The following is a 12,719-nucleotide window of genomic DNA, read 5'->3' as shown; positions in this document are numbered from 1 at the left end:
TTATGATTCTAAAATAACAGTAGCAGTAGCGTAATGCTGCTCATCAGAAATGGAGACATGACTGCGAACAACGCCCTTTTCTTTACAGCGTTTTGCAAATTCATCACTAAAGGTCAGAAAAGGGGCGCCGGACTCATTGTTACTCACACAGATATGATGCCAGCTGATCCCCCGGCCAATCCCCGTGCCCAATGCTTTGACCGCTGCCTCTTTCACCGCGAACCGCTTAGCCAGATATCTTGCCGGTTCAGGGCTCGCTCCGAAGATAACCATTTCCTGCTCAGTAAGTACACGGCTGGCTAACCGCGCTGAACGGGACAGAGCGTCTTCTATACGGGCAATTTCGACAATGTCCGTGCCCATTCCCACAATGGCCATGCTCAGCCTGCTTTTCCTGCACGGGTTTCCTGCATCAGCGCACGCATATCAGCGACGGCTTTTGCCAGACCATCAAACGCCGCACGGGCAATAATGGCGTGACCGATATTCAGCTCAATGATTTCAGGAATGGCGGCGACAGGCTTCACGTTATGGTAGTGCAGGCCGTGACCGGCGTTAACTTTCAGGCCTTTTTTAGCGGCATAGTGAATACCTTTTTTAAGCCGTGCCAGTTCCACTTCCTGTTCACGCTCATTTTTTGCTTCAGCATACTGACCGGTGTGAATTTCGATATAAGGCGCACCACATTCAATGGCCGCATCAATTTGCTTCTCGTCTGCATCAATAAACAGGGAAACCTGAATACCCGCTTCACCCAGCACGGTACAAGCGTTTTTCACTGCCTCAAAATTACCGGCGACATCCAGACCACCTTCTGTGGTCAGCTCTTCACGCTTTTCCGGCACCAGACAGCAAAAAGCAGGCTGTGTTTTCAACGCTATCTGCAGCATTTCGTCAGTCACTGCCATTTCCAGATTCAGACGGGTGTTAATCGTTTGTGCCAGTAAATCCACGTCACGATCTTTAATATGACGGCGATCTTCCCGTAAATGCACAGTGATACCATCGGCGCCTGCCCGCTCGGCCACGTCAGCAGCATGTACAGGATCGGGATAATTCGTACCCCGTGCGTTCCGCAGCGTGGCAATATGGTCAATGTTAACGCCCAGCAAGATGTCGTTCATGGATAGATAACCCTGGCAATAAAGTGTGAAGATTGTAGCAAAGAAGTTCTCCGCTGACTCAGGAAAATTGGTGTCTGCCACCGCCTAAGCGCGAAATAATTCTCTGCTTTTTAACGGTTTACCGCCCAGCAATTGATGCAGTGCCTGGCGGTTAATTAATTTCGCAGCCCGTCGCGACAGCGCGGTCCATTCACCGTTTCCTAATTCGATAAGCGCCGTTCCCGGCAACCGGTGTTTATGCCCGGGCTGATGACAGGCCACAAATCCCTGTTCCGGTGAATACAGATACCAGCCATCAGGCTCAATGGCTTCACCGCTCAGCCCGTCAGTAAACCAGTCCGCGAGCATACCCATTTCTTCTAACAGAGAAAACTCAAACTCACGTAATGTTTTTTCAATATCCGGTTGAACGATAAGGGAATTCAGGGCGTGCTCATATTGGGCATACACCGTATCACTGGCGAGGCCCGCCGGCATGACACGGTTAAGTATCTCATTTAAATACATGGCACAAAACAAATCGTTCCCTGCCAGCATGGGCACCGGCCCGCCACTTTCAATTTGTCTGAGGTTTTTAAGATCGGTTTTTCCGCTGAGCTGGATGCGCACTTTACGGAAGGGTTGCAACAGGCTTTTGCGCTCGTTCTTACTGCTTCTCACGCCTTTCGCTACCGCGCTGACCTTACCGGTTTGCAAGGAAAAGAAATCAACAATATAAGACGTTTCCCGGTACGGACGGCGGTGGAGCACATAAGCATCTGACCAGTCTGGCTGACTCATCTGGGGGTTAACTCCGCTTGATCCGGACCACTTTCATTGTTTCAAAAGGGATACCCGCCACTTCCTCCTGCTGACGATAATAGGTCAGGTTGACCCTGGCCCCTTTGAGTGACTGATATTGTTGTTTACGCCGGAAAACGAAGGGCACGTCCACGCCTTCGAGCATCAACGTATGACGCACCCACTCGCCTTCTTCACGCTGAACGTGAGAGACGACTTTGCAGTTTTCACTGTGGGTCAGCGCCTGATGCTTCTCTGTGAGTGCTTTACCGTCATTCACCGGGTACGATCTCTTCAATAAGCAGTTGAACTGATTCCCGTCCCCGGAAGGTGTTTATATCGAGCTGATACACCACCTGTGCGCGCAGGATACCGGCATTTGGCCATACTGTGGTGTCTACACCAAATGCAATGCCGTCTACCTCTTCGCCATTGGCCTTACGGAATACCAGCTTAAGATGATTTTTGTTTTCCCCTACCATGCGCTGATCAACAATATCCAGCACACCGTCAAATTTAGGGGCATCAAAGCCCTGACCGAACGGACCGGCCTGACGTAAGGCATGAGCCAGACTTAAATCTATTTCGTCAGCAGCCAGCTCACCATCAGACAGTATTTTTCTTTCGCAATCAATATTCGCCAGATGACGCAGGGTGACATGATGAAACGCCTTTTCAAACTGAGCCAGCGCATCTGTTGCCAGGCTTAAACCCGCCGCCATAGCATGGCCGCCAAACTTGTCGATCACACCCGGCCAGCCGGTATTCACTTCATCGAGAATATCGCGGATATGCAAACCGGGAATGGAGCGCGCAGAGCCTTTAATGGTGTTGTCGTCCTGGTTGGCAAATACAATAACCGGCCGGTGATGCTTTTCTTTTAAGCGTCCGGCCACAATGCCAATGACGCCCTGATGGAAATGGGGCTGGTACATCACCAGTGCAGGAGGCAGGTCCTCGCCCACAGAAACAGAAGCCAGTGCCGCTTCTGCCTCTTCTTTCATTTCGGTTTCTATGGCCCGCCGTTGTAGATTCAGACGGTCGAGCTCTGCTGCCATATGGCGTGCCTGCAACGGATCATCGCAAAGTAAACACTCTATTCCCAGCGCCATATCGTCCAGCCGTCCGGCTGCGTTCAGCCTGGGCCCGATAACAAATCCCAGATCGGTACTGGTGAGGTAAGCCAGCGGCTTATTGCGGTTAGCAATTTCGAACAGAGCCTGAATGCCCGGCCGGCAATGTCCGCTGCGAATGCGTTGCAGGCCCTGATACACCAGAACACGGTTGTTCTTATCCAGCGCAACAACATCGGCAACGGTGCCGACTGCAACGATATCCAGAAGCGTCGCCAGGTTAGGCGGCTGTTTGCCTTCAAACCAGCCTTGTTGCTGTAACGCTGCCCGTAAAGACAGCATCAGATAAAAGGCTACACCAACGCCGGCCAGATTCTTTGAAGGAAATTCACAGCCCGGCTGGTTGGGATTCACAATCGCATCGGCATCAGGCAGCGTGTTTCCCGGCAAATGGTGGTCCGTCACGATAACAGTGAGTCCCAGCGCTTTCGCCCTCTTCACACCGGCAAGGCAGGCAATACCATTATCAACGGTAAGTAAGATATCGGTACCCTGCTCATACGCGACATCAACAATCTGCTCACTGAGGCCGTAGCCGAAATCAAACCGGTTAGGCACAAGATAGTTCACCTGCTGCAAGCCTAACTGGCGCAGCGCCAACACACAAACAGCGGTGGAAGTTGCACCGTCGGCATCGAAGTCACCGATAATGGTGACCCGCTTTTGCATTTTAATAGCGTCAACCAGGCAAGCCGACGCAGCGTCGATGCCTTTAAGCAGGTTGTAATGGGAGAGTTGTTTTACAGCGTTATCCAGCTCGTCAATATTCCGGATAGCGCGGCCGCGGTACACCCTGTCAAGTACAGGGTGTAGTTGTGTACTCAAACGGGAGTCAGAGCAAAGCTCCCGTCTCACAATGGGTAACGACATATTATTCAGTTTGTGCGATTTCTTGGATCAGGACGTCTGCAGGCTTATAACCCGGCAACATGGTTCCGTTATCAAAAATGATGGCAGGCGTACCACGGATCCCCAGTTTACGGCCGGCAACAAATTGTTCGGCGACAGTGTTATCGCAATCTTCTTTTGCAAAGGTCGGGTTAGCGATTGATTTCGCGCGGGTTAACGCTTCCTGCGGATTCTTTGCACACCAGATAGAAACCATGTTTTCATAGTTCTCTGTACCCAGTCCGGCACGGGGCCAGGCAAGATAACGTACAGTGATACCGGCCTCATTTAACTCGTCTACTTCACGATGTAACTTCTTGCAATAGCCGCAGGTGTAGTCTGTAAACACTGTCATTACGTGTTTTTCGTTTTCAGCTTTAAATTCGATGCCCTGATCAGCGAACGGTGCAATGGCATCAAGACGAACCTGACCCAGCGCCACTTCGGTAAGATCTTTCATACCCGCGTTCACATCGTACATGTGACCGAACATCATATAATCTGCGTTTTCTGTTACGTAAAACACCTGATTCGCCGCAGTCACTTCCAGCAAACCATCGACAGGAGAATTAGCAATCGCTTCAGGTTCCACACCCACAATGCTTTTTACTTTATCGTTGACCGCCTGCTCTGCACTGCTGTTTACAGTCGCCGCAGGCTGGCTTGCCGCCTTTCCGGTGGATTCAGATGATGCATCAGATTCTGCCGAGCACCCTGTTGAAAGCACAATACCTAACGCAACCATCACGGCATAACGAATATTCTTCACAAAAACTCCCGGAATGCAGGCCAGCCGCCCGCATGTGTAAATACGTAAACAGATTCTTATGCAATACTATCACAATCTCACCACGGCAAAAGTTATCTGAAAGTCCGTGATCATTCTTTCACCGCAGAAAGTGTATGAGAATACCTTCATCCCCTCGGGTGATGGGTATGAATGAGGTTTTGCAGCCGCTCGGTGGCAACATGGGTGTAAATTTGTGTGGTAGAGAGATCACTGTGACCAAGTAACATTTGCACTACCCGCAGATCAGCCCCGTGGTTTAACAGATGTGTAGCAAATGCGTGGCGCAACGTGTGCGGCGATAAATTTTGTGTGATACCGGCAACAGAGGCGTAGTGCTTGATGCGGTGCCAGAACGTCTGCCTGGTCATCTGCACGCCCCGCAGGCTGAGAAAAAGTACATCTGTCTGGTGTTTTATCAGTTCAGGTCTGGCAGTTTTACAGTAGGTTTCAATCCAGTCGACAGCGTCCTCTCCCAGCGGCACAAGACGGTCTTTATTGCCTTTACCGGTCACCCTGACAACACCTTGCTGAATACTCACCTGATCCAGCCGTAAGCCAATGAGTTCACTGACCCGCAACCCTGTGGCATAAAGCACTTCCAGCATACATTTGTCACGGCACTCTACCGGATCTTCGGGGTTTGGCGCATTGAGCAAATCATCCACCTGAGCTTCACTTAATGACGAAGGCAATTTTTTCGGCAACTTCGGATTAGCCAGCTGAGTCACCGGGTTATCGGTACGTACCTGCTTTCCGATAAGGTAAATATAGAACGCCCGCATGGCAGACATGGCCCGCTGGGTACTGCGGGCAGACAGGCCGGCCTCATGACGGTAGTGTAACCAGGCCTGCACTGATTCAGTGTACAGCAGGCTGATATCGTCTATCTTTTCCTTCGCCTGACAGAACAGAGCCAGTTTTGATAAGTCAGTGCGGTAGCTCTGCTGGGTATGTTCACTCAACCCTTTCTCTAACCAGAGCATATCGGTGAACTCGTCAATTAACGCCCGGTTTTTGTCGCTCAGTACCTCTTTTGCCATGCCGGATCAGAACCCGCGCTTTTCTTTGATAAGTTCATAGGCAGCCTGAATATCCTGCGCTTTGGCTTTGGCAATATCCAGCGCCTGTTGCGGTAAGCCTTTTGATACCAGTTTGTCCGGATGATGCTCAGACATGCGCTTGCGATAAGCACGTTTTATGGTTTTCTCATCATCCGACGCGGTTACACCGAGAATACTGTAAGCATCGTCCAGAGACTGGGTATCAGAATATGACTGCGCCCGTTGCTGATGACCGTGCTGACCACCCTGCCCGCCGCGCTGACGGAATCGAATTTCCGCTTCATAAGCAGAAATCAGAAAATCCAGATCTTTTCGCTTGAAATTCAGCACCATGGCGACTTTTTCCAGCACTTTGTATTCTGGTGTGGACAGCGTGCCGTCAGCAAACGCGGCCTGAATCAGGATTTCCAGGAACATTTGCAGTATGTCCCGGCGGCCATGGCAGGACTCAACCAGGCCTTTAAGTGTATCTGCCAGCGGAAAAGCGGATGATTTACCCTCACGGAATGCCTGCTGGGCTTCACGGCGGGCATCGCCGGTCAGCTGCATATCATCCATCAGTACTGTAGCAATTTTTATCTCCCGCTCGGTAACCTGACCATCGGATTTAGCCAGGTGGCCCAGTGAAGAAAAGAGCGCATGGAAAAACACTGCCTGCTGCTTCATTCCGGACTGGTCAGTAAAGAAACGGCCAAATCCGCCCAGCTGATTAAAATCCTGACTGTAAGCCTTATCGAAGAAGTGCCCCACGATTAGACCCAGAATCGCTCCCGGTATTTTCAGGAACATAAAACCAAATACAAAGCCGAGGATTTTCCCCCAAAAAGACATACAACCTTTCTCCTGATTGACGTAAAGCAGCTGATGAATACTGTATAGCAATGCTGCCTGACTTGATACTCTGCCCTGACGGCACAGTAAACGGAATTTATGACATTAACGATGAGATATGGCGTCAAACCGTAAAGATCAAAGTCAAAAAACACTGAATTGACAAAAACACTGTAAAACTTTTCAATTTTTTAGCTTTGACGGTTGGCTAAGACACCAGAAGTGCTTAGAATTGCTTACTTTATGGTTCGCTGGCGAAAGCATTAGTGAACCCACGATTCAGGACACCGTCACATATCATTGTGATCACGAAACAGGCCTCCCACAGACGCATGAAAAAAACCTGTGCCTCCTTTCTGCTTGTCGCACTGAGCAGCACCGCCGCGCTGGCGCAAGAATCACGGTCTCCGGCCGAAAAAAATGACGATTCGCCCGGGTTTTGCCCTGTGCCACCGGTCAGCTTTTCCAGTAAAAAGCTGATGCAGGCCGGTGAAGTGAAAGTTGAGGCTAACCGTGCTGAAATCATTGAACGGGAAGTTGCTCTGTTTTCCGGCAACGTCGATATTACTTCAGACTCTGCCACTATCCGTGCCGATCAGGCGCAGATCAATAACAACGGCCAGCAATTGTATGCCAAGGGCGATGTTGAATACGCAGATAAGCAGTTGCATGTGGCATCTGACAGCGTGGATGTTGATTCCAAAGATGAAAGCCTGACTATGTCAAACACGGTTTATCATCTTAACGGTTCAAACGGCCACGGCGATGCCAGTACCATTGCGTTAAATACTCAGGATGGCCTTGTTCTGCGTGATGTGAGTTTCACAACCTGTCCTGAAGGCGAAGAAGAGTGGCTGATCCGCGCGTCTGAAATCAGTATCCGCCGGGGCAAAGCCTGGGGTGAAGCCAAGCACACCCGCTTTTATCTGGGCAATGTGCCGGTATTTTATCTGCCTTATTTTGCCTTCCCGATCACAAATCAGCGTCAGACCGGCTTTCTGTTTCCTAAGGTGTCTAACTCCAGTAATACCGGCGTTGATTACGAACAGCCCTTCTACTGGAATATGGCACCGAACTATGACATGACGCTGTCCCCCAGGGTTATGAGTGCCCGTGGCGTGCAGCTGAAAACGGAATTCCGTCATATGTCAGCAGCCAGTTACAGCCAGCTGAATATGGAATATCTGCCACAGGACAATGACATGGCAGAGAATCCGGACCGCTATTTCTACCGCGTATTCCATGAAGGGAACTTCGCAGATAACTGGACCGCCTCAGTGAATGTTAACGGACTGAGCGACGACAACTACATTGTTGATTTAGGCAGTGATTTTTATAACCGGGCTGATACTCACCTGTTCCGGACAGGCTCTGTCAGTTACAGCTCTGATGAAGTGCTTTTCTCGGTGAACGTGAGAGACTTCGAAATTATTGGTGATTACACAGACACCTACCGTGCACTGCCTGAAGCCAAATTGAATTATGTTCATCCGCTGGCCCGTTATCTTGAGTTCCGCCTGGATTCAGAGCTTGCCTGGTTTGACAATACCTCACCGGATGCGCCGACGGCGATGCGATTCCACGCTGCGCCCACACTGGCGATACCTTTTCAGCGACAGTGGGGAGAATTTTCCGCAGAAGCCAGCATGCTGAATACATATTATCGCCAGAAAAATATCGAAGGAACCGGACTGGAAGAGAAAGTGAACCGGACGCTGGGACAGGGAAAACTTTACGGCGCATTGTATTTCGAGAATGACGAAAGCTGGTTCAGTAAAGACATGTCGATGACCCTTGAGCCGCGGATCCAGTATCTGTATACCAGTTACGAAGATCAGAAGGGGATCGGATTCTACGACACCACCCTGTGGCTGACTGACGTTGAAGGTCTTTTCCGTGGTCAGGAATTTACCGGTCTTGACCGTATCAGCGACAATAATCAGGTTACCGTGGCGTTAACCAGCCGCCTGCTGGATAAGACTAACCGGGAACAATTCGTACTCAGTGTGGGTCAGATATTCTACCTCGATGAAAACAAAGTCATTGCCGCGACAAAAGAAGGTGACCGTTCAGCGCTGGCCGCAGAGCTGGACTGGCGGGTAAATGATGAATGGTTCTTCCATACTGATTTTCAAATCGCCACAGAAACCGATAAAGTAGAGCGCGCAAGCACCACGTTTGAATACAGGGAAAGCAGCAGTAAGCTGATTCAGCTGACGCACCGCTATGTAAGGGAACTCTCCGGCGAAACCATTGACCAAGTAGGACTGTCTGCCGCCTGGCCTTTATCCGACCGCTGGCAACTTGTCGGCCGGACATACCGTGATTTAGACCTGAACCGGAGTGTGGAAAACTACTTCGGCGTGCAGTATGAATCCTGTTGCTGGGCTATTCAGATTGTTGCCCAGCGTCAGTTAAGTAACCGTTATGCCGCCGACGGTGCGCAATCTGTCGATGAATTCGATTCCGGTATTTCCATGCAATTCATTTTCAAAGGAATGGGTTCAGGAAGCACCGGCAATAATATGTTGTCGAACGGATTATTTGGCTACCGGCAGCCATATAGTTTAAATTAATGCGCCCGGCTGTTAAACGCAGCCGGCAGCAAAGCATAAACCGATAAAAAGAGTGATTATGAAGTTCATTATCCGCGCTATCTGTATCAGTGCCCTGTTTTCATTTATGAGCATGGCGCAACCTGTTTCACTTGACCGCGTAGCGGTTATCGTTGACCAGGGCGTTATTCTGGAAAGTGAAATAGAAGACCTGATTGCAGATGTTAAGCGTAACGCAGAAGCACAGGGACAAGCTTTACCTTCAGACCGTGTTTTACGTACTCAGGCAATTGAACGCCTGATCACCAAAAGTCTGCAAATGCAAATGGCTGAACGGATGGGTGTACAGGTCAGTGATCCCCAACTGGAGCAAACCATCGCCAATATCGCTCAACAACAGGGCGCGTCGGTAGAAGATTTACGCAACGAACTTCGTCAGCAGGGCATTGCTTACGACGATTACCGTGAAGATGTGCGTGAAGAGCTTATCGTAGGCGAAGTGACCCGTGCTAACGTTCGCCGCCGGGTATACATCACACCTCAGGAAATCAGTGGTCTGGTGAAATTAATGGACCAGCAGGGTGCCGAGCAGGCTGAATATAACCTTGGCCACATTCTGATTGGCCTGCCTTCCAGCCCCACTGACGAAGACGTTGCCAGCGCCCGCGACCGTGCAGACAAAGTTATCGAAATCCTCGAAGGTGGCGCAGACTTCGCCAAAATAGCTATTACTTCATCTTCAGGCTCTAACGCTCTGGAAGGTGGTGATATGGGCTGGCTGAACATTAACTCCATGCCGACCCTGTTTGCCGAAGCGGTTCAGGGTAAAGAGAAAGGAGCACTGGTTGGCCCTATCCGCAGTGGTGCAGGTTTCCATATTCTGAAAGTCATCGATACCCGCGGTATTGAAAAAGTGACCATTGAAGAAGTGAATGCCCGTCACATTCTGATAAAACCGTCTATCATTTTAAGCGATGAAAAAGCCCGTGAGATGCTGGTGAAATTCCGTCAGCAAGTTATCGACGGTGAAGCCGACTTCGGTGAGCTGGCAAAAGAATACTCTGAAGACCCGGGTTCTGCTTTGAAAGGCGGCGAATTAGGCTGGTCAGATCCAAGCATCTATGTACCGGCATTCCGTGAAGCGCTGGCAGGCCTTGAGCCCGGAGAATACAGCCAGCCTGTACGCTCGCAGTTTGGCTGGCACTTAATGCAGCTACTAGACCGCCGCTTTGACGATGCAACAGAAAAACGCAAAGAAGATAAAGCTTCTCAGTTGCTGTACAACCGTAAATTTAAAGAAGAGTCAGAAGCCTGGTTGCGTGAAATGCGTGATGCTGCTTACATCGAAGTACTGGAATAAAACAGGTTAGTTAAATGAAGCCAATCAGAATAGCAGTCACTCCCGGCGAACCCGCAGGTATCGGTCCTGACCTCATCATTGCTCTGGCACAGGAGCAGTGGGATGCCCAGCTGGTAGTGTTCTGTGATGGCGACATGCTTAAAGCCCGTGCACAACTGCTCGGGCTGCCCCTTCAGCTGCAACCGTATGATGCCGGCAACAATGCCATCCAGCCGGCGGGCACACTGTATTTACAACAAATTGATACAGCGACAGCTGTTATTCCCGGTGAGCTGAACAGCGACAACGGTCATTACGTAGTTGAAACCCTGCGGCAGGCCTGTCAGGCGAATATGGAAGAAGGCTTTGATGCGGTGGTTACCGGACCGGTAAACAAAAGTATCATCAACAAAGCCGGTGTTTCCTTCAGTGGTCACACAGAATACTTCGCTCATCAGTCGAATACGATGGATGTGGTGATGTTGTTGTCTACTGACGGCCTTAATGTAGCGCTCGCCACCACCCATATTCCTCTGGAGTATGTATCCAAAGCCATCACCAAAGATCGCCTGAATAAAGTGATTCATATCATCAACACGGATTTGAAACTTAAATTCGGCATTCAGAAGCCACGAATTTACGTTTGCGGCCTGAATCCTCATGCCGGCGAAGGTGGACATCTGGGTACTGAAGAGTTAATCACCATCATCCCTGCCCTTGATGAACTGCGGGAAGAAGGTCTTGATCTTACCGGTCCGTTACCTGCCGATACGATTTTCCAACCTAAATATCTGGACAATGCCGATGTCGTACTGGCAATGTATCACGATCAAGGTTTACCGGTGCTTAAATACAAAGGATTTGGCGCATCGGTCAATATCACGCTGGGCCTGCCCTTCATCCGGACGTCGGTAGACCACGGCACAGCCTGTGATTTAGCCGGCACCGGTGAAGCAGATGCAGGCAGCTTCAGAAAAGCTATGCAAAAAGCTATTGAGTTAGCGAACAAACAACAATGAGCAAAACACATTTAGGCCATACCGCCAGAAAGCGGTTTGGCCAGAATTTCCTGCATGACGATTATGTCATTGGCAATATTGTCAGCGCCATTAACCCTGTTGATGGCGAAAATCTGGTTGAAATCGGACCGGGTCTGGGTGCACTGACCGATCCGGTTTGTGAAGAAGTATCAAAGCTTACCGTCGTTGAACTGGACCGGGACCTGGCCGAAAGGCTGCGTCATCATCCTTTTCATGGCAGTAAACTGACGATCGTAGAAAAAGACGCGCTGAAACTCGATTTCTCCACGTTACTGCCCGACATGCCCGACCCGGAAGGCAAACTCAGAGTATTCGGTAACCTGCCTTACAACATTTCCACGCCGCTGATGTTCCACTTGTTCAGTTTTGCCGGAAAAGTGCAGGACATGCACTTTATGTTGCAAAAGGAAGTGGTTAACCGCCTTGCCGCCGGCCCGGGGTCTAAAAGCTATGGCCGCCTGTCGGTTATGGCACAATACTACTGCGCAGTAGTACCGGTTCTGCATGTACCTCCCGGTGCGTTCAAGCCGCCCCCGAAGGTAGACTCTGCGGTGGTACGGTTGATCCCCCACAGCCAGCCTCCTGTAGAAGTAACATCAGTCACGTTACTGGAAAAAGTCTGTTCTGCAGCGTTTAATCAACGCAGGAAGACTATCCGTAACAGTCTGGGCGACTGGGTGAGCGAAGAAGAATTAGTAGCGCTGGGACTGTCACCGACAGCCAGGGCTGAAACCTTATCACTGACAGATTTTGCTGCCGTCGCCAACCTGGTAGCGAAACGGGACGGGGAATGCTGATATGCAGGCATCGCCAGGCATTATCGTCTCCGTTTCCACACGGCACCTGCCGGATCACCCGGCCAGCGGGCCTGACAAATACGCCTTTGCTTACCACATTACTATCCGTAACCACAGTGATGCCCGCGTTCAGTTGTTGAACCGCTACTGGCTTATCACCGACGGTAACGGTAAGAATACTGAAGTTCAGGGTGAAGGAGTTGTTGGCAAAAAGCCCCATATCGACCCTGCAAGTGAATATCAGTATACCAGTGGCGCATTACTGGATACACCGGTGGGTAGTATGCAGGGCCATTACGAAATGGAAGATGAAAACGGTCAGCGTTTTCGTGTGCCCATTCATATATTCAGCTTAAGTGTGCCGAACGCGCTCAACTAGCT

General features: G+C 50.3%; 13 protein-coding genes. 5 read left to right on the top strand and 8 right to left on the bottom strand.

Features of this window, described 5'->3' with window-relative positions:
* The 8 genes from acpS to djlA all read right to left on the bottom strand — a co-directional run bounded on the left by acpS (position 1) and on the right by djlA (position 6,607).
* Positions 1 to 378, bottom strand: coding sequence for a holo-ACP synthase (gene acpS, locus ACXAGR_RS21375; RefSeq protein ID WP_474852411.1), 378 nt, complete (start codon positions 376 to 378; stop codon positions 1 to 3).
* Positions 379 to 380: 2 nt separating this feature from the next.
* Positions 381 to 1,124: a pyridoxine 5'-phosphate synthase gene (pdxJ, locus tag ACXAGR_RS21370; RefSeq protein WP_474844937.1), complete on the bottom strand. Its 744-nt coding sequence runs from the start codon at positions 1,122 to 1,124 to the stop codon at positions 381 to 383.
* Positions 1,125 to 1,208: 84 nt separating this feature from the next.
* Positions 1,209 to 1,904, bottom strand: a complete 696-nt coding sequence (gene recO, locus ACXAGR_RS21365; protein ID WP_474852409.1) for a DNA repair protein RecO — start codon at positions 1,902 to 1,904, stop codon at positions 1,209 to 1,211.
* A gap of 7 nt (positions 1,905 to 1,911) precedes the next feature.
* Complete coding sequence (locus ACXAGR_RS21360) at positions 1,912 to 2,184, bottom strand: hypothetical protein (RefSeq protein ID WP_474852407.1); 273 nt, start codon at positions 2,182 to 2,184, stop codon at positions 1,912 to 1,914.
* Positions 2,177 to 3,907: a single-stranded-DNA-specific exonuclease RecJ gene (recJ, locus tag ACXAGR_RS21355; RefSeq protein ID WP_474852406.1), complete on the bottom strand. Its 1,731-nt coding sequence runs from the start codon at positions 3,905 to 3,907 to the stop codon at positions 2,177 to 2,179. Before recJ ends, ACXAGR_RS21360 begins: the two co-directional genes overlap by 8 nt.
* Before the next feature lies 1 nt (position 3,908).
* Positions 3,909 to 4,694 carry a DsbC family protein gene (locus tag ACXAGR_RS21350; RefSeq protein WP_119500156.1) on the bottom strand — a complete coding sequence of 262 codons (786 nt, stop codon included), beginning with the start codon at positions 4,692 to 4,694 and terminating at the stop codon, positions 3,909 to 3,911.
* A gap of 146 nt (positions 4,695 to 4,840) precedes the next feature.
* Entirely contained in the window at positions 4,841 to 5,755 is a 915-nt protein-coding gene (gene xerD / locus ACXAGR_RS21345; protein ID WP_474852404.1) for a site-specific tyrosine recombinase XerD, read from the bottom strand.
* Positions 5,756 to 5,761: 6 nt separating this feature from the next.
* Positions 5,762 to 6,607 (bottom strand): co-chaperone DjlA, encoded by an 846-nt coding sequence (gene djlA, locus ACXAGR_RS21340; protein WP_474844942.1) that lies wholly within the window; start codon positions 6,605 to 6,607, stop codon positions 5,762 to 5,764.
* Positions 6,608 to 6,939: 332 nt separating this feature from the next.
* Here djlA and ACXAGR_RS21335 point away from each other — a divergent pair, with 332 nt between their 5' ends.
* The 5 genes from ACXAGR_RS21335 to apaG are packed head-to-tail and all read left to right on the top strand — an operon-like array spanning position 6,940 to position 12,717.
* Positions 6,940 to 9,183 carry an LPS-assembly protein LptD gene (locus ACXAGR_RS21335; RefSeq protein ID WP_474852402.1) on the top strand — a complete coding sequence of 748 codons (2,244 nt, stop codon included), beginning with the start codon at positions 6,940 to 6,942 and terminating at the stop codon, positions 9,181 to 9,183.
* 58 nt (positions 9,184 to 9,241) lie between these two features.
* Complete coding sequence (surA, locus tag ACXAGR_RS21330; RefSeq protein WP_119500150.1) at positions 9,242 to 10,522, top strand: peptidylprolyl isomerase SurA; 1,281 nt, start codon at positions 9,242 to 9,244, stop codon at positions 10,520 to 10,522.
* Between the two features lie 14 nt (positions 10,523 to 10,536).
* Complete coding sequence (pdxA, locus tag ACXAGR_RS21325; RefSeq protein ID WP_119500149.1) at positions 10,537 to 11,520, top strand: 4-hydroxythreonine-4-phosphate dehydrogenase PdxA; 984 nt, start codon at positions 10,537 to 10,539, stop codon at positions 11,518 to 11,520.
* Positions 11,517 to 12,338, top strand: a complete 822-nt coding sequence (rsmA, locus tag ACXAGR_RS21320) for a 16S rRNA (adenine(1518)-N(6)/adenine(1519)-N(6))-dimethyltransferase RsmA (protein WP_303573706.1) — start codon at positions 11,517 to 11,519, stop codon at positions 12,336 to 12,338. The genes pdxA and rsmA overlap by 4 nt, the downstream gene beginning before the upstream one ends.
* 1 nt (position 12,339) lies before the next feature.
* The gene (apaG, locus tag ACXAGR_RS21315) at positions 12,340 to 12,717 is read left to right on the top strand and encodes a Co2+/Mg2+ efflux protein ApaG (protein ID WP_303573707.1); all 378 of its coding nucleotides are present in this window, start codon (positions 12,340 to 12,342) and stop codon (positions 12,715 to 12,717) included.
* Positions 12,718 to 12,719: the final 2 nt, after the last annotated feature.

The organism is Alteromonas sp. ABH4_457, assembly GCF_056160625.1.
Note: the sequence above shows the minus strand (reverse complement) of the source record. Positions and strands in the feature narration are given on the sequence as shown.